Origin of the sequence: Ascidiaceihabitans sp., assembly GCF_039986515.1 — a bacterium.
In the GTDB taxonomy this organism is placed as follows: Bacteria; Pseudomonadota; Alphaproteobacteria; order Rhodobacterales; family Rhodobacteraceae; genus Ascidiaceihabitans.
Map to the genome: position 1 here is coordinate 62,126 of NZ_JBDWQO010000018.1, position 16,489 is coordinate 78,614.

Genomic DNA, 16,489 nt, shown 5'->3' on the forward strand with positions numbered 1-16,489 from the left:
TGAATGCAGTCTCAATTCAAAAAAGTAACACGACTGGCGGTGATCTTATTTGATTTCCATTGCTTCTGGCGTCGTGCCCTTTTCAGTTTCCTCTTTAAACCAATTCGGCTGCCGTCCTTTACCCGTCCATGTCTGTTTTGGATCGGTTGGATTGGCGTAGCGTGGTTTGGATGGTTTTGGGGTCTTGCGCCCGTCTTTCTTTGCAGGGGCCGCTTTCGCGGTGCCGGTCAATTCATCCAAGGTAAAACCGAATTGAGACGCGGCCTTTTCAGCAGCCTTTTGCGCCGCACGGCGGTCTTTATTTTTCAGTGAAGTCAAAGCTTTTTCAACGTCGCTTTTTAGCTTTTCTAACTCTTTACGTGACATTGATTTGAGATCGATTTTCATCGTTTTGCCCCGTTTGTAATACTGTTGCAGTTCCGCCTTAGATCATTAAGGCGGGTTGCTGCAACCGTTTCCAGAGGAATTCAATTTCAGGTAGGCGTTATTGGGCTGCGACGGCCTTTGGATCAGCCAAAGTGACAATATCCATCATGATGGTATTCAGCTCAAAGTCTTTTGGCGTATAGACACGCGCAACACCCATCGTGCGCAATCGCTGTGCGTCGTCATCGGGAATAATTCCACCGACAATCACCGGAATATCACCCAAACCTGCATCACGCATTTTCACCATCAAATCTTCGACCAGGGGAATATGGCTGCCTGATAGAATTGAAAGGCCCACAACATGTGCGTCGTCCGATTTGGCCGCAGCGACAATTTCGTCAGGCGTCAAACGAATGCCTTCGTAGGTGATGTCCATTCCGCAATCTCGGGCGCGTACCGCAATCTGTTCCGCGCCATTTGAATGGCCGTCCAAACCGGGTTTGCCCACCAAGAATTTTAGGCGGCGTCCCAGTTTGTCGCTGACCAGATCAACGGCTTCACGCAGGTGATCCAAGCCTTCGGTCATGTTGGATTGGCCGGCTGCTACGCCTGTCGGGCCACGATATTCACCATGAACGGCGCGCATTTGCGCGGCCCATTCGCCCGTTGTAACGCCCGCTTTTGCCGCAGCGATGGAAGGTTCCATAACGTTGCGCCCTTCGCTGGCTGCCGCACGTAGATCGGCAAGTGCAGCGTCGACCGCGGCTTGATCGCGTCCGCCGCGCCATTCATTTAGACGATCGATCTGTTCTTGTTCGACGGCTGGATCAACCACCATAATGCCGCCGTCTTCGCTCATCAGTGGGGAAGGTTCACCGCTGGTGTATTTGTTGACACCCACCACAATCGTTTCACCGGCCTCAATTCGATTGAGGCGCGCAGCATTTGAACCAACCAATTGCGCTTTCATATAGTCAATCGCGTCGATGGCGCCGCCCATCGAATCCAAATTGGCCAATTCAGACCGTGCACCGTCTTTGAGTTCTTCAACTTTGGCGTCTACGGCAGGGTTACCATCAAATAGATCGTCAAATTCCAAAAGGTCGGTTTCAAAAGCCATAATTTGCTGCATACGCATGGACCACTGTTGATCCCATGGGCGTGGCAACCCAAGGGCTTCATTCCATGCAGGCAATTGGACGGCGCGGGCACGTGCCTTTTTGGACAGGGTGACTGCCAGCATTTCGATCAAAATGCGGTATACGTTGTTTTCGGGCTGCTGTTCGGTCAACCCAAGTGAATTCACTTGCACGCCGTAGCGAAAACGACGGTATTTGGCATCGGTGACACCGTAGCGTTTTTCGCAAATCTCGTCCCAAAGGTCGACAAAGGCGCGCATTTTGCACATTTCGGTGACAAAGCGAATGCCGGCATTTACGAAAAACGAAATACGGCCTACCAGTGTTGGGAAATCTTCTGCGGGTACGCGCGGGCGCAATTCATCGAGAACGGCAGTGGCGGTGGCCAACGCAAATGCCAATTCCTGTTCTGGTGTCGCGCCTGCTTCTTGCAGGTGATACGAACACACGTTCATAGGGTTCCATTTCGGAACATTCGTGTAGCAATATTCAGCCACATCCGCGATCATTTTCAAAGATGGTTTTGGCGGGCAGATGTATGTGCCGCGGCTTAGGTATTCTTTGATCAAATCGTTTTGAACAGTACCCTGAAGACCCGAAACATCCGCGCCTTGTTCTTCAGCGACCGCAATATACAAAGCCAACAACCATGGAGCCGTTGCATTAATCGTCATGGACGTGTTCATCTGTTCCAGCGGAATGTCCTGAAACAATGCCCGCATGTCGCCAAGGTGCGACACGGGAACCCCCACTTTACCAACTTCGCCTCGTGAAAGAACGTGATCGCTGTCATATCCGGTCTGCGTGGGCAGATCGAAAGCCACCGACAGGCCGGTTTGGCCTTTGGCCAAATTCGAGCGGTACAACAGGTTCGAGGCTTTGGCAGTTGAATGGCCTGCGTAGGTTCGGATTAACCAAGGGCGGTCTTTTTTAACATCTGTCATAGGGGCCTCATGAATCGGAGAAAGCAATATTCTTGCGCTTGGATTGAGATATAAGAAACTTTAGGCAAGTGTCAATTCGCTGCATTGCGGCGTAGCCACTTTGACGCCACGGCGATAAGCAGCGCCCATCCCAAAAGGCTTTGGCCTAGGCCGGACAGCGTTCGAGCGCTGGAAAAACCGTATAGCTTAACCACGTCCACGACACCAGGTGGTGCCTGTATTACGATCTGTGCCGGCAACCCGTCGATCAACAACCTATAGTACGCATAATAAACTTGTGGTGACAGCCAAACAAACGCCCACAGGGCGACACAGGCGCTGATGAAATGCCAAAAGGGCTTCAGGCGCAGGCGAAACACCGCAAAAATCAAAAACGTCGACAAAGCCAGTGACACAACAGCCAGCCCGATTTGTCCGATGGCGGTCAGGGTGAAAAATGAATCTTGCGTGTACATCATGTTCCTGCATTTTTGCGAACCGGTGGATGATCGATGCGTATTTATGTTTACCAAAGGCCGTATGCCTGTAAATGTCATTGGTGATGTTTCAGACCGTGGAAATACCTATCTGGCTATTCGTGCTGATCGTGTTTTTCGCGACGGTGACGTTTGCGTCGCATTTTCTGTTTCCATCTGTGCGGTGGTTTTTTCGCCGACGTTTGGAAAAGGCCGTCAAACGTCTGAACAAACGGCTGACCCGTCCTATTGAGCCATTCAAGCTGGCGCGGCGGTATGACATGATCCAGCGCATTATTTATGATCCCCAAGTGACGCAAGCGATTGTGGAATACGCCAAGGAACATGATGTCCCTGAAAATGTAGGCTTTGAAAAAGCCCGTAAATATGCGCGTGAAATAGTGCCCAGTTTTAGTGCCTTCACCTATTTTGGTCTCGGAATTCGTATCGCGCGTTGGATCAGCAATGGCCTATACGACGTGCGCACAGCGGATGGGCACGATGAACGGTTGGCTGGTTTGTCCAAGGATGCCACCGTTATTTTTATCATGAACCATCGCAGCAATATGGACTATTTGCTTGTGACTTACCTTGCCGCGCAAGCGTCGGCTTTGTCCTATGCAGTCGGCGAATGGGCGCGGGTTTGGCCGCTGACCCGCTTGATCAAATCATTGGGCGCCTACTTTATCCGGCGCAAATCGCGAGGCGCACTTTATCGTAAGGTTTTGGCGCGTTACGTGCAGATGGCCACAGAAGGTGGGGTGACGCAGGCGATTTTCCCCGAAGGTGGGTTAACCCTGAATGGCAGACTGCGCCCGCCCAAGTTGGGTCTTTTGACCTATGTGCTGGATGCCTACGATCCTGAAGGCCGTGACATTCTGTTTGTCCCTGTAGCGATCAACTATGATCGTGTGCTGGAAGACCGGGTGTTGATTGCAGCGGACCAACGGGGGGACCGGCGGTTTGGTGGAAAAGTGTCGGTGGTTTTCAAATTTGTTTTGCGCAAGGTTTGGCTGCGGTTAACAGGGCGTTTCTTGCGATTTGGGCAAGCTGCAGTGGCTTTCGGAGAACCGGTGTCGGTCAAAACCTACGGCAGCAAGCCGAACCCTGAAAAACTGGCACAGGATTTGATGGCCGGAATTTCAAGGATTATGCCTGTGATGGAAATTTCGTTGATGTGTCGCGTGTTTTTGATGGCAGATGGCCCTTTGAACCAAAAGGCACTGGAAGTTGCAGTGATAAACGTGATGGCGCAGTGTAATGGCCCCGCGCCGGTTGTGCACAACGACGAGGTGGAAGATCTTGTGATACGTGCCTGCGCCAATTTGGGTCAACGCAACATCATTGTCCAAGATCAGGGCAGATGGTCCCTGAATTCTGATGCGAAAGACGTGGCAGCATTTTATTCCAATTCGATCGCGCACTATTTCGACGAAGGGGATGCAGTCGCAGAATAATTTTCTGCAACTGCAGGGTCATAAAATTACAATAATGACCCTCATAGGGTTGCAATGTTACCCTGCGAGCCATATTCCACATCTGAACGGCAATGCGATTCTGCATTGCGGCAAACAGGTAAAGTGGAGGTTCCCATGGCTTTGGACAACGGCATCGCGCAATATGAAGCACCCGAGAAAGACTTGTACGAAATGGGGGAAATGCCGCCCATGGGTTACGTCCCTCAGAAGATGTATGCGTGGACCATCCGCCGTGAACGCCACGGTGAACCTGACACAGCCATGATGGAAGAAGTCGTCGACGTGCCAACGCTCGACAGCCACGAAGTGCTGGTTCTGGTGATGGCAGCAGGCGTGAACTACAACGGTGTTTGGGCGGCTCTTGGTCAACCGATCAGCCCGTTTGATGGCCACAAACAACCATACCATATTGCGGGATCCGACGCGGCGGGTATCGTTTGGGCTGTTGGTGACAAAGTGAAACGCTGGAAAGTCGGCGATGAAGTGGTCATTCACTGCAACCAGGATGACGGCGACGATGAGCATTGCAACGGTGGCGATCCGATGTTTTCGACAAGCCAGCGCATCTGGGGATATGAGACGCCTGATGGATCGTTTTCCCAGTTCACAAACGTGCAAGCGCAGCAGCTTATGCCACGCCCTAAGCACCTGACGTGGGAAGAGGCTGCTTGCTATACGCTGACGCTGGCCACGGCGTATCGCATGTTGTTTGGTCATGAACCCCACGATTTGAAACCCGGCCAGAACGTTTTGGTCTGGGGGGCATCTGGCGGTTTGGGATCCTATGCGATCCAATTGATTAACACAGCGGGTGCCAATGCCATTGGTGTGATTTCCGACGAAAGCAAACGCGACTTTGTTATGGGGCTGGGCGCCAAAGGTGTTCTGAACCGCAAGGACTACAACTGCTGGGGCCAACTGCCCACGGTGAACACCCCTGAATACGCCGCTTGGTTCAAAGAGGCTCGCAAGTTTGGCGCGGCAATCTGGGAGATCACAGGCAAAGGCAACAACGTCGATATGGTCTTTGAACACCCCGGCGAAAGCACGTTCCCGGTGTCCACGCTTGTGTGTAAAAAGGGCGGCATGGTTGTGATCTGTGCGGGCACCACAGGCTTCAACCTGACGTTTGATGTGCGTTACATGTGGATGCATCAGAAGCGCTTGCAAGGATCGCACTTTGCGCATCTGAAACAAGCGTCTGCGGCCAACAACCTGATGGTTGAGCGCCGCTTGGACCCATGTATGTCCGAAGTTTTTGCTTGGAATGACCTGCCCGCAGCACACATGAAAATGCTGCGCAACGAACACAAACCCGGCAATATGTCTGTACTTGTGCAATCGCCGAAAACCGGTTTGCGCACGTTGGAAGACGTGTTGGACGCCAAAAAGTAACTTCTTCAATCGTTCAGGTTGAAATTGAAGCGCCCGCGAATCAGTTAAATCTGACGCGGGCGTTTTGCGTTTCATGTCCATTCATTTGCATTCAGAGACTTACAAAACGTGACCTCCCTATTTCTGGGGAGTGGGAATAGGGGAATTTCTTATCAGAAAGCTCACATGTTATGGTTGTGTTAACCAATCGTTAACCAACTAAGGGTGTAGCTGTTATGAGAAGTGACTGGATTTTAGACGTTCTGACGGACTTGAAAACCTTTGCACGTGCAAATGAGCTTATGGCACTTGCCGAACAGCTTGACGACACAGCAATCGTTGCCATGGCCGAGATCGCTGCCAAAAATGAAAGGCTACACGGCCGCCGCCATGAAAACGATTACGCAGTTGGAAACCATATTGGAGGAACTGGAGCAAGCTGAAGGCGTTGAGGCGCTTCAAACGGCAATAGAACATCTAAGAGACCAGATGGCTGTGGATCACATGGTCTATCATTGGGTGGACAGTTCAGGTGACCACTATGGCTGTGGCACTTATGCTGACGCCTGGCGCGAACGCTATCTGGAAATGAACTACATCCGTATCGATCCGGTCATTGTCGGATGTTTTCAAATTTTTCACGCGGTTGACTGGAAGCGGCTGGATTGGTCATCCAAAGCGTCGCGCAGTTTCCGCGAAGATTCGATGAAACACGGCATCGGTAATCAGGGGTTCAGTATTCCGATCCGTGGCCCTGCTGGGCAATTCGCGCTGTTCACGATCAGCCACACCTGCGACGACGCCTCATGGGAAGCATTCACAAGCGAAAATCGCCGGGACCTGATCCTGATCGCGCATTTCTTTAATCAACAGGCTCTGGAGCTGGAAAAGGGGCGCAAACCGTTTATTCAGTCGGCGTCATTGTCACCGCGTGAAGTCGATGCCATGACGCTGCTGGCTTTGGGGCACAGCCGCGCTCAGGTCGCGGATGAATTGTCGATTTCGGAGCATACGGTGCGCGTTTACATCGAAAGCGCGCGCTTCAAACTTGGGGCGATGAACACGACACATGCTGTTGCACGCGCTTTGAGCAGGGGATTGATCGTGGTGTGACCCGACACCCCTAAGAATCGCCCGGCCCCCCCCGTTGCGTAATCAATTGATCTATCGTGCGGGTTGAATATTACACATTAACACACGCATAGGTAATACTTGCTTCAGGTCAGTGACCGAATTGGACAAGGAGAGCCCCAATGCTGCGATATGTTTATGCCAACGATCTTTACCAATATCCCCAACTTGCGGCGTCTATGTTTCGCGACCGTGCAGACCAATTCAAGACCCGTTTGGGCTGGGAGGTTTCTGTGGACGAGCACGGGTTCGAAAAGGATCAATACGACGAGCTGAACCCGCTTTATGTGATCTGGGAAAACGCGGATGGATCCCATGGGGGCTCGATGCGGTTTTTACCAACAACAGGGCGGACAATGGTTAACGAACATTTCAGCCACGTCATGGGCGGCGGCGAAGTTCGCAGCCCACTGATCTGGGAATGCACACGGTTTTGTTTGTCTCGCACTGCAAGCAGCCGTATGGCCGCCCTTTTGGTGGTCGCGTGTGGTGAAGTCATGCATCATTTCAACGTCGAACACTTTGTTGGTGTTTTTGACGCCCGTATGGTTCGCATTTATCGCATGCTTGGTGCATCCCCCGACGTACTTGGGCGCGATGGTGAAGGCTGTGATCAGATCAGTGTGGGTTTGTGGCACTATGATGCGGCGGATCGTAACAAAATCCTGCGCCGCGCCGGCGTGTCCCTTGCCTTGTCCCAGTTATGGTTCGACCGGTCGTTTGGCGTGGATGATGCGCAAGATTTAGCACAAAGCGCCTAATATTTCGCAAAATCCTGTGGTGGTGTGCGCATGCGCTCTGTAGGGTCGCGCCATGACCTCTACAGCCATTACATTCTCGGACGATCAGGCGAATGCCTATGACAGCATTGCAGAAATGCTGCGTTTGGCGGGGATCGATTTAGACGATAGCTTGCTGTTGCCTCCAAAGGGGGCGGCGTCCTCTGTGATGGGCGTCACGGGCAAGGCGGGGTCTGGGAAAACCCTGTTGCTGGCGGAACTTTATAAGGCGCTTGAAGGCGCCGGTGTTGACGTCGTTTCGGGGGACTACGAAAGCAAAAAGCGCAAGGACAAGCGCACGCTGGCCATTTTGGCGCCGACAAACAAAGCCGCCTCTGTTTTGCGTTTGCGTGGAGTGCCTGCGACGACGATTCACCGTATTTTATACACGCCTGTGTATGATCCCGAATATGAACGGATCGCAGAATGGTTGGCAGGCAATGGTGAGCGCCCCGAAATCGAGGGTCTGACGGACCTTGCATTGGACCGCGCAGCGGCTTTCTATGCGGGTAATAAATCCATTCCCGGTGCGCTTGCGGCCGCTGGGTTGCGTGGCTCCGATTTTATAACCGGCTGGAAGCGACGCGAAGAACCACTGGACATTGGTTTTATCGACGAAAGTTCGATGCTGGACGACAAGCAATTTGAAGACCTGAAAGAGATTTTTCCGACACTTTTGCTTTTTGGTGATCCCGCGCAGCTGGCGCCTGTGAAGCAGTCAGGCACGATGGTCTTTGACAAACTGCCTGACACGCGCATCCTGAATTTGAACAGGGTACACAGGCAGACCGCAGACAATCCGATCTTGGATTTGGCCCATGCCTTGGCCGATCCCAGCCTTGAATTTCACCAGTTTGAAAAGATGGTCGAAGATGCGGCCCAAAAAGATGAACGCGTTGTGTGGGGGCAACGTGTGGAAGTCGATTTGATGGCCCGCAGTCCTGTATTGGTATGGCGCAATGCCACCCGCATCCGTTTGATCAATGCATTTCGCAATGTTTATGGCGCGCCGGAAGACGCGTTGGCAGAAGGCGAACCTTTGATTTGTGACGGGATCGAGCTGCCGATGAAGCACCGCAAAAAACGTCTCGATTTAGAGGCGCGGGGGCTGATCAAAGGGGCACAAGTTGTTTACCTGGGCGAAGGCCGCAAGCCGGGGTTTTCGCGTTTGCACGTGATGGGGGCCGAAGACCCACAAGTCAGTGCCGCGTCTATTGTTAAAATTGAAAAGCCGGATGAAGAAGAACCCTTTATTCCCTTTGCTGCCCGTATGGGCGCCACGTTTTTGCACGGCGCGGCGGTGACCATCCACAAAGCGCAGGGGTCCCAATGGGACACGGTGCAAGTGTTCGCCCCCGACTTGTTTGTAGCGGCGCGTATGGGGCGCATGGAAGCGGGGCAACCCTTGTGGAAACGTCTTGCTTACGTGGCAATAACACGAGCACAGAACCGGTTGATCTGGGTTGTGCGCAACCGTTTGTCGAAGCCCACGGAACCTTTGCGTGTGGATGATTTGCGCAGTGTAGCGCCTGCACCTTTGACATTGGCACAAGAAGAACCGGAGGAATTTTTATGAAGTCCATCATCATCACAGGTGCGAGTTCAGGGATTGGCCGGGCCACAGCAGAGCTGTTTTTGGAAAGGGGTTGGCAGGTGGGCTTGATCGCGCGGCGTGGGGAGGTATTGGAAGATATCGCGAACACATACGATACGGCCATTGCTTTGCCAGCGGATGTTACAGACGCGGATGCGATGACGGCGGCGTTTGCAGCCTTCACAACGCAGACAGGCAGGTTGGATGCCTTGTTCAACAATGCCGGCATGTTCGGTCCGTCCGCACCCATTGATGAGGTGCCTTTGGATCAATGGATGCAAGTGTTGAACGTGAATGTGGGGGGCATGTTCATCGCCGCACAGCTGGCTTTTGCACAGATGCGTGCCCAAACCCCGCAAGGGGGCCGCATCATCAACAACGGATCATTGTCCGCCCATGTGCCGCGGCCCAATTCAGTCTGCTATACGACCACAAAACACGCGGTGTCCGGACTTACCAAAACGATTTCGCTGGACGGGCGGGCATGTAACGTCGCCTGTGGGCAAATTGATATTGGAAATGCTGAAACGGACATGGTTGCGGCGTTGAAGTCCACACAGCCTGACATGCCGACAATGGATGTGCGTCATGCCGCAGAAGCCGTTTTGCATATGGCGGAGTTGCCGTTGACTGCCAATGTGCAAAACATGACCGTTATGGCGTCGCAAATGCCTTACATCGGGCGGGGATAAGCAAACCTACTGGCGGATCAAACTAAAGACCGCAGAGGCGCTCCAACCGGCGGCGATCGCAATCGCAAGTGACATCAGACCGTACAAAAACGCGTTTTCATGTGCCAGATTGTACAACCAGCGTTCCAAGCCGACCTTTTGGACTGGAATGCTTGTTGTGTACAAATCCACAATCTGACCGTTGCGTGTGAGATAAATCTCGGTTTTATATTCGCCTTCGGTTAAGTTGGCTGGCAGTGTGATCCGGGTTTGAAACAATGTGTCCTGCGTCAGGTTCACAGAGCCTTCAAGCGTTTGGTACAGGTTGTTGGCTTCGCGGATACGGATCAAAGACTGGATGAACGCGGTGCTGCCGCCTTCTGCCGGGCCGACCGACCGAATGGCCCGATTGATGGTGATCCGTGTGTTTATGTCTTCGCTTTCCGCCAGAATATCGGCCAAGGGCGCATTCGTGGCAACGGCGTAGAAAGTCGGGGCAATATCGATGTCCACAGACGCCGCATTCACCCAAATCCCCAGCTTTTTGTCTTTGCGGCGCACGGTAACCGGCTGGTCGGGGCCGGCAACGGTGACAATGACACCCAAATCGCCTTCTATCAGCGGCCCAACTTCGCGTTTGATCGCGCCAAACAGCAAAATTTCAGCACCGTTAAAGGTGGCTGTGATGTCGATTTCATCACGGCTTTTGCCAAGAACGACTTCTTCGGCCATGACGGGCATAGCCAAAAAGACAAACGCAAGAAGCAATCTAAGCATCTCAGTGCCCCCCCGCCGCGCCAAGTGAATAGAGCTCGGATGGTTGCAGCAATAAATCCAATGCCAGCTTGCCACACACTGCCAGCACCATGAGGGCCAGCAAGATACGCAACTGTTCGGCTTTCATTTTGACGCCAATGCGAGTGCCGATTTGGGCGCCAACGACACCGCCAACCAGCAAAAGAACGGCCAGAACCACATCAACTGTGTAGTTGGTGGTGGCGTGCAGCATTGTGGTAAACGCTGTCACAAAAATGATCTGGAACAGCGATGTACCAACCACAACTTTTGTGGGCATGCCCAGTAGATAAATCATGGCCGGTACCATGATGAAACCACCGCCTACACCCATAATAGCTGCCAGAACACCGACGGCGACCCCCACAATCAGTGGCGGGATAACGGAGATATACAAACCGGACACACGGAACCGCATTTTGAAGGGTAAGCCGTGAATCCAATTGTGTTTTTTTCGTTTTGGAACAACGCCTTTGGATGTTTTGCGGATGGCGTTCAAGCTTTCGATGAACATCAACCCGCCAATGACACCAAGGAAAACAACATAGCACAATTTGACCAGCAAATCGACTTGGCCCTGCGCTTTGAGGTAGTTGAATACAACGACACCCAACGCGGCGCCCATAAGGCCGCCAATCAACAAGACAGTGCCCATCCTTAGATCGACGGTCTTTCGTCTGAAGTGTGCCAGAACCCCGGAAAAGGACGATGCCACAATCTGGTTCGCTTCCGTTGCAACAGCGACCGCAGGGGGGATGCCAATAAAGAACAACAAAGGCGTCATGAGGAACCCGCCTCCGACACCGAACATGCCAGACAGGATACCAACGATGCCCCCAAGCCCCAAAAGGAGGAAGGCATTGACCGAGACTTCGGCGATGGGAAGGTAGATTTGCATGAACCCTCCTAAACCTGTCCCCCTTAACAAATCAATAGGCGTGCTGCGTTGCAACAAACAGGATAGATGGAAACCTTCAAACTGGACTTATCGGAATCGGCTGTTACCGCTCTTTGACATAAGGCTCACCGCCCGCGCGTGGCGGAATGGCCTTGCCCACAAACCCTGCCAAAATCACCACCGTCATGATGTAGGGCAGGGCGCCTAAAAGCTGACCTTGTACTTTGATGCCGATCACGGTTTCGATCAGATCGGGGCGCAGTTCCAACGCTTGGAACAGTCCAAACAGCAAAGTCGCATAAAGCGCATACCAAGGGCGCCATTTCGCAAAGATCAACGCGGCAAGGGCAATAAACCCGCGGCCTGCCGACATGTCTTTAACGAAACCGGCTTGCAATGCGGTGGACAGGTAAGCCCCCGCAATACCACATAAAATACCGCAAATCGCAACGGCCGCATAGCGCAGGCCCACCACGGAAACACCGGCCGTATCCACCGCCGCAGGGTTTTCACCCACGGCCCGCAAACGCAGGCCGAAACGAGTGCGAAACAGCAACCACCATGTGAAAGGCACGGCTGCGAATGCGACGTAGACCAAAACCGAATGGCCGGAAATAAGTTCGGCGTAGATCGGGCCAAACACCGGCACACCGCTTAGTGTTTCCGCAAAAGGCAGAGTGATGGGCTCAAACCGCCCGCCCCCAATCAAAGACGGCGTACGCCCGCCTTGTTTGAACCAGGCTTGGGCGATCAAAACGGTCAATCCGGCTGCCAAAAAATTTATCGCAACACCCGAAATCAGTTGATTGCCGCGGAACGTGATCGACGCAAGACCGTGTACAATGCTAAGAACCATGGACGCACCAATGCCTGCCAACAACCCGATCCACACGTTTCCTGTAATTGCGGCGATGGCGGCAGACATGAAAGCAGCAGCAAGCATTTTGCCTTCCAGACCGATGTCGAAGATGCCTGCGCGTTCCGAAAACAAGCCTGCAAGACAGGCCAACAGCAAAGGCACAGCAAGGCGAACCGAAGAATCAAACACTTGAAGAAGGGTTAGAAAATCCATCACACGTCCCTCCGTCGCAGGGCAAGAAAGATGCGTTCCAAGGGCATACGCACCATGTTATCCAGTGCGCCGGTAAACAAAATCACAAGGGCTTGGATCACCACGATCAATTCACGCGGGATAGATGTCCAAAGTGCCAGTTCTGCGCCGCCCTGGTAAAGAAACCCGAACAAAATGGCTGCAATGAACACGCCAACAGGGTGTGACCGGCCCATCAAAGCCACCGCAATTCCGATAAATCCGGCCCCTTCCGTTGAATTCAGAACAAGGCGCTCAGCCTCGCCCATGACGTTGTTGATGGCCATCATGCCAGCCAAAGCGCCGGAAATGATCATCGCGATCATGGTGATTTTGACAGTGCTGATGCCTGCATATTTAGCGGCACTTTCGGAATGCCCATAGGCACGAATTTCATAGCCCAGCTTGGTGCGCCAGATCAGCACCCACAAAGCGAAACAGGCCAGAATTGCAACGATCAGGGATATGTTGGCCGGGGCCGCCTTGGAAAAGTTGATCCCGATGGGCGCTAGAATTTCGTGCAAAGACGGTAAATGAACGGTTTCGGAAAACCGTGCGCTGGCAGGATCCATGCTGCCTTTTGGGCGCAACTGGTTGACCAACATGTAATTAAGCAAAGCGGCCGCGATAAAGTTGAACATGATCGTTGTAATGACAATGTGACTGCCGCGTTTGGCTTGCAAATAGGCGGGGACAGCGGCCCAAATAGCGCCGAATGCACCAGCCATGACAGCTGCACCAAGCAACGCGAAAGACCAATGCGGCCAAGGGATGTAGAGGCACGCCAACGCGACGCCCAGCCCGCCCAGCATAGCCTGACCTTCACCGCCGATGTTAAACAGGCGTGCATGAAAGGCGACAGCCACAGCCAGGCCGGTAAACATGAAGTTGGTTGCGTAATACAGCGTGTAGCCCCAACCGTATGTGCTGCCCAAGGCGCCGCTGACCATAAGTTTCACAGCAGCCACCGGATCTTCGCCTATAGCCAGTATCACCAGACAAGAAATGATCGCGGCCAGCAGCAGCGAGATCAAAGGCACAAGAACGACCTCGGCCCATTTTGGCATCACATCCATATCTTAGACCCCCACGCCAGCCATTAGCAGGCCCAGCTCTTTTTCGTCGGTTTCATTGGGAAGACGTTCACCCATGATGTGCCCGTCGAACATGACCGCGACACGGTCGGACAAAGCAAGAATTTCTTCCAGCTCGACACTGACCAGCAATATCGCCTTGCCTTGGTCGCGCAGGGCCACAATCTGCTGGTGGATAAATTCGATCGCGCCGATATCAACGCCGCGTGTTGGCTGGCCGATCAGCAGCAGGTCAGGATTGCGTTCGATTTCGCGGGCCAGCACAATCTTTTGCTGGTTGCCGCCTGAAAAGTTCTTGGCCGCCAGCTTCGGGTCGGGCGGGCGGACATCAAACCGGTCCATTTTTTCAATGGTGTCTTGTTTGATGGCGGCGTTGTTCATCAAGATGCCGGATGCATAGGCGGGTTCATCGTGATAGCCGAAGGCGGTATTTTCCCAAGCCATGTAATCCATGATCAAGCCTTCGCGCTGGCGATCTTCGGGCACATGGGCGATGCCACGTTTGCGGCGCGACTTGCCGTCAGAAAACTTGCCTGTCAGATCGATGGGGGCACCATTCACAGACACTGTTCCAGAGCCATCCGCATAGCCCCCAAGCACTTCCAATAACTCTGACTGCCCATTGCCTGCGACACCGGCAATGCCCACAACTTCGCCAGCGCGAACTTGCAGGTTGATGCCTTTCAAGCGCTCAACGCCCTGTTCGTCCACGACGCGCAGGTTTTGAATATCCAACACCACGTCACCGGGGGTGGCTGGGTCTTTGTCGACGCGTAACAATACCTTACGTCCGACCATCAGCTCTGCCAATTGCTCGGGGCTGGTTTGCGCGGTTTTGACTGTGGCGGTCATTTCACCGCGTCGCATCACGCTTACGGTGTCGGTGATTTCCATGATCTCGCGCAGTTTATGTGTGATCAGGATGATTGTTTTGCCTTCTTCACGCAAACGGCTCAGAATACGGAACAACTGGTCCGCTTCAGCCGGAGTAAGCACGCCGGTGGGTTCATCCAAAATTAGAATTTCGGCCTGTCGGTACAGGGCTTTCAAAATCTCGACACGTTGTTGCATGCCCACGCCGATCTCTTCGATCAAGGCGTCGGGATCGACGTTCAATTCGTATTCGGCGGCCAGATCAACCAGAGATTTCCGGGCTTTGGTCAAAGATGTGGACAGCGACCAACCATCTTCTGCACCCAGAATAATGTTTTCCAGCACGGTGAAGTTTTCGACCAGCTTGAAGTGCTGAAACACCATGCCGATGCCTGCGGCAATGGCCGCTTGGCTGTCCGGAATGTCCGTCTTACGGCCAGAGATGAAAATATCGCCTTTGTCGGCTTTGTAGAACCCGTAAAGGATAGACATCAACGTGGATTTGCCTGCGCCATTTTCACCGATTATGCCGTGTATCGTGCCGGGCATCACAGAAATTGAGATGTCTTTGTTGGCTTGAACAGGACCAAAGGCCTTTGAAATGCCTTTCAGCTCAATCGCGGGGGCTGTCATGTGGTGCAGTCCTAATGATGTCTTGAAATAAGGGCCGCGCCAGAAATCCGGCGCGACCCATTTGAGTTTGGAATTAGAACGTCAGTGCAGGGCAGCTGTCATTTTCATAGTAGGACGCCACTGTGATGTCGCCTGCGATGATTTTCTTGCGGGCCTCTTCTACGGCTGCTTTCATCTCGTCGCTGACAAGGGCTGCGTTGTTTTCGTCAAACGCGGCGCCAACGCCATCTTCTGCCAGACCCAACTGGATCACAGACCCGGTTTCCAGATCTTCACCGGCTTTCATGGCGTTGTAGACGGCAACGTCAACGCGTTTCATCATTGAAGTCAGCACTTTGCCCGGGTGCAGGTGGTTTTGGTTGCTGTCGACACCAATGGACAAAATGTTTTCGTCCGCTGCTGTCTGCAAGACGCCTACGCCTGTGCCGCCCGCTGCTGCAAATACAACATCAGCACCCTGGCTGATCTGGGCTTTGGTCAATTCGGACCCTTTGACGGGGTCATTCCAAGCCGAAGGGGTTGTGCCTGTCATGTTGGCAATCACTGTCGCATCTGGGTTCACAGCTTTTACGCCTTGGGCATAGCCGCAGCCAAAGTGGCGGATCAACGGCACGTCCATGCCACCGATGAAGCCGACAGTACCGCTTTTGGACGCCATCGCGGCCATCATGCCAACAAGGTAAGACCCTTCGTGCTCGGCAAAGCTGACTTGGCGAATGTTGTCGCCTTTGATCCAGCTGACGTCGACGACTGCAAACTTCGTGTCTGGATAGTCAGGCGCCACTGTGGACAGCGGATCGGCCATGCCAAAACCCATGGTTACGATTGGGTTCGCTCCGGCTTCGGCAAAGCGGCGCAAGGCCTGTTCGCGCTGTGCTTCGGATTGCAGTTCGATTTCTCGGAATGTCCCGCCTGTCTCTTCAGCCCAGCGTTGTGCGCCGTTGAAGGCAGCTTCGTTGAAGGACTTGTCGAATTTGCCGCCAAGATCAAAGATCAGCGCGGGTTCAGCCACAGCGGCTCCAGCCGACAAGGCGATCCCGGCAGCTGCGCCAAGGAATTTCTGCATAAGGGTCATAAGGTCGTCTCCCAGTTTTATGTTTTGGACCGTGGATCATTGTCCATCCGCCCCTCTCGGACACGCAGCGTGTCCAGATCAGACCGGAATTAGGCCG

General features: G+C 53.3%; 16 protein-coding genes. 7 read left to right on the forward strand and 9 right to left on the reverse strand.

Translation table 11 applies throughout. The features are described 5' to 3' along the window. Positions 1 to 45: 45 nt before the first annotated feature. The 3 genes from ABJL60_RS17875 to ABJL60_RS17885 form a co-directional block, all read right to left on the reverse strand. Complete coding sequence (locus ABJL60_RS17875) at positions 46 to 387, reverse strand: H-NS histone family protein (RefSeq protein ID WP_348374191.1); 342 nt, start codon at positions 385 to 387, stop codon at positions 46 to 48. A 97-nt stretch (positions 388 to 484) separates the two neighbouring features. Then, positions 485 to 2,452, reverse strand: a complete 1,968-nt coding sequence (locus ABJL60_RS17880) for a protein meaA (RefSeq protein WP_348374192.1) — start codon at positions 2,450 to 2,452, stop codon at positions 485 to 487. 71 nt (positions 2,453 to 2,523) lie between these two features. After that, positions 2,524 to 2,910: a hypothetical protein gene (locus ABJL60_RS17885; protein WP_348374193.1), complete on the reverse strand. Its 387-nt coding sequence runs from the start codon at positions 2,908 to 2,910 to the stop codon at positions 2,524 to 2,526. An 83-nt stretch (positions 2,911 to 2,993) separates the two neighbouring features. Between ABJL60_RS17885 and ABJL60_RS17890 the strand changes: the two genes are divergently transcribed. From ABJL60_RS17890 to ABJL60_RS17920, 7 genes are all read left to right on the forward strand, one after another. After that, positions 2,994 to 4,364 carry a 1-acyl-sn-glycerol-3-phosphate acyltransferase gene (locus ABJL60_RS17890; RefSeq protein WP_348374323.1) on the forward strand — a complete coding sequence of 457 codons (1,371 nt, stop codon included), beginning with the start codon at positions 2,994 to 2,996 and terminating at the stop codon, positions 4,362 to 4,364. A 135-nt stretch (positions 4,365 to 4,499) separates the two neighbouring features. Beyond that, the gene (gene ccrA, locus ABJL60_RS17895; protein ID WP_108827493.1) at positions 4,500 to 5,780 is read left to right on the forward strand and encodes a crotonyl-CoA carboxylase/reductase; all 1,281 of its coding nucleotides are present in this window, start codon (positions 4,500 to 4,502) and stop codon (positions 5,778 to 5,780) included. A 215-nt stretch (positions 5,781 to 5,995) separates the two neighbouring features. After that, on the forward strand, positions 5,996 to 6,202 hold the full coding sequence (locus tag ABJL60_RS17900; protein WP_108827494.1) for a hypothetical protein: 207 nt from the start codon (positions 5,996 to 5,998) through the stop codon (positions 6,200 to 6,202). Next, the gene (locus ABJL60_RS17905) at positions 6,150 to 6,872 is read left to right on the forward strand and encodes a LuxR family transcriptional regulator (RefSeq protein WP_108827495.1); all 723 of its coding nucleotides are present in this window, start codon (positions 6,150 to 6,152) and stop codon (positions 6,870 to 6,872) included. The genes ABJL60_RS17900 and ABJL60_RS17905 overlap by 53 nt, the downstream gene beginning before the upstream one ends. A 140-nt stretch (positions 6,873 to 7,012) precedes the next feature. Then, complete coding sequence (locus tag ABJL60_RS17910; protein WP_348374194.1) at positions 7,013 to 7,651, forward strand: acyl-homoserine-lactone synthase; 639 nt, start codon at positions 7,013 to 7,015, stop codon at positions 7,649 to 7,651. A gap of 52 nt (positions 7,652 to 7,703) precedes the next feature. Continuing rightward, complete coding sequence (locus tag ABJL60_RS17915; protein ID WP_348288553.1) at positions 7,704 to 9,245, forward strand: AAA family ATPase; 1,542 nt, start codon at positions 7,704 to 7,706, stop codon at positions 9,243 to 9,245. Beyond that, the gene (locus ABJL60_RS17920; protein ID WP_348374195.1) at positions 9,242 to 9,955 is read left to right on the forward strand and encodes an SDR family oxidoreductase; all 714 of its coding nucleotides are present in this window, start codon (positions 9,242 to 9,244) and stop codon (positions 9,953 to 9,955) included. The genes ABJL60_RS17915 and ABJL60_RS17920 overlap by 4 nt, the downstream gene beginning before the upstream one ends. A 6-nt stretch (positions 9,956 to 9,961) precedes the next feature. Here the strand turns inward: ABJL60_RS17920 and ABJL60_RS17925 are convergent, their stop codons facing one another. The 6 genes from ABJL60_RS17925 to ABJL60_RS17950 all read right to left on the reverse strand — a co-directional run bounded on the left by ABJL60_RS17925 (position 9,962) and on the right by ABJL60_RS17950 (position 16,392). Further along, complete coding sequence (locus ABJL60_RS17925) at positions 9,962 to 10,711, reverse strand: TIGR02186 family protein (protein ID WP_348288551.1); 750 nt, start codon at positions 10,709 to 10,711, stop codon at positions 9,962 to 9,964. Position 10,712: 1 nt separating this feature from the next. Beyond that, the gene (locus ABJL60_RS17930; protein ID WP_348288549.1) at positions 10,713 to 11,627 is read right to left on the reverse strand and encodes a sulfite exporter TauE/SafE family protein; all 915 of its coding nucleotides are present in this window, start codon (positions 11,625 to 11,627) and stop codon (positions 10,713 to 10,715) included. 103 nt (positions 11,628 to 11,730) lie between these two features. After that, positions 11,731 to 12,699 (reverse strand): ABC transporter permease, encoded by a 969-nt coding sequence (locus tag ABJL60_RS17935; RefSeq protein ID WP_348374196.1) that lies wholly within the window; start codon positions 12,697 to 12,699, stop codon positions 11,731 to 11,733. Further along, positions 12,699 to 13,793 (reverse strand): ABC transporter permease, encoded by a 1,095-nt coding sequence (locus tag ABJL60_RS17940; RefSeq protein ID WP_348374197.1) that lies wholly within the window; start codon positions 13,791 to 13,793, stop codon positions 12,699 to 12,701. The genes ABJL60_RS17935 and ABJL60_RS17940 overlap by 1 nt, the downstream gene beginning before the upstream one ends. Positions 13,794 to 13,796: 3 nt before the next feature. Continuing rightward, entirely contained in the window at positions 13,797 to 15,317 is a 1,521-nt protein-coding gene (locus tag ABJL60_RS17945) for an ABC transporter ATP-binding protein (RefSeq protein WP_348288543.1), read from the reverse strand. A gap of 73 nt (positions 15,318 to 15,390) precedes the next feature. After that, entirely contained in the window at positions 15,391 to 16,392 is a 1,002-nt protein-coding gene (locus ABJL60_RS17950; RefSeq protein ID WP_348288541.1) for a BMP family ABC transporter substrate-binding protein, read from the reverse strand. Between the last annotated feature and the right edge of the window lie 97 nt (positions 16,393 to 16,489).

What these genes read in the sequence shown, in the direction of transcription:
- ABJL60_RS17875 (WP_348374191.1), bottom strand. Translation starts at nt 387, where the DNA reads ATGAAAATCGATCTCAAATCAATGTCACGTAAAGAGTTAGAAAAGCTA.
- ABJL60_RS17880 (WP_348374192.1), bottom strand. Translation starts at nt 2,452, where the DNA reads ATGACAGATGTTAAAAAAGACCGCCCTTGGTTAATCCGAACCTACGCA.
- ABJL60_RS17885 (WP_348374193.1), bottom strand. Translation starts at nt 2,910, where the DNA reads ATGATGTACACGCAAGATTCATTTTTCACCCTGACCGCCATCGGACAA.
- ABJL60_RS17890 (WP_348374323.1), top strand. Translation starts at nt 2,994, where the DNA reads ATGTTTCAGACCGTGGAAATACCTATCTGGCTATTCGTGCTGATCGTG.
- ccrA (WP_108827493.1), top strand. Translation starts at nt 4,500, where the DNA reads ATGGCTTTGGACAACGGCATCGCGCAATATGAAGCACCCGAGAAAGAC.
- ABJL60_RS17900 (WP_108827494.1), top strand. Translation starts at nt 5,996, where the DNA reads ATGAGAAGTGACTGGATTTTAGACGTTCTGACGGACTTGAAAACCTTT.
- ABJL60_RS17905 (WP_108827495.1), top strand. Translation starts at nt 6,150, where the DNA reads ATGAAAACGATTACGCAGTTGGAAACCATATTGGAGGAACTGGAGCAA.
- ABJL60_RS17910 (WP_348374194.1), top strand. Translation starts at nt 7,013, where the DNA reads ATGCTGCGATATGTTTATGCCAACGATCTTTACCAATATCCCCAACTT.
- ABJL60_RS17915 (WP_348288553.1), top strand. Translation starts at nt 7,704, where the DNA reads ATGACCTCTACAGCCATTACATTCTCGGACGATCAGGCGAATGCCTAT.
- ABJL60_RS17920 (WP_348374195.1), top strand. Translation starts at nt 9,242, where the DNA reads ATGAAGTCCATCATCATCACAGGTGCGAGTTCAGGGATTGGCCGGGCC.
- ABJL60_RS17925 (WP_348288551.1), bottom strand. Translation starts at nt 10,711, where the DNA reads ATGCTTAGATTGCTTCTTGCGTTTGTCTTTTTGGCTATGCCCGTCATG.
- ABJL60_RS17930 (WP_348288549.1), bottom strand. Translation starts at nt 11,627, where the DNA reads ATGCAAATCTACCTTCCCATCGCCGAAGTCTCGGTCAATGCCTTCCTC.
- ABJL60_RS17935 (WP_348374196.1), bottom strand. Translation starts at nt 12,699, where the DNA reads ATGGATTTTCTAACCCTTCTTCAAGTGTTTGATTCTTCGGTTCGCCTT.
- ABJL60_RS17940 (WP_348374197.1), bottom strand. Translation starts at nt 13,793, where the DNA reads ATGGATGTGATGCCAAAATGGGCCGAGGTCGTTCTTGTGCCTTTGATC.
- ABJL60_RS17945 (WP_348288543.1), bottom strand. Translation starts at nt 15,317, where the DNA reads ATGACAGCCCCCGCGATTGAGCTGAAAGGCATTTCAAAGGCCTTTGGT.
- ABJL60_RS17950 (WP_348288541.1), bottom strand. Translation starts at nt 16,392, where the DNA reads ATGACCCTTATGCAGAAATTCCTTGGCGCAGCTGCCGGGATCGCCTTG.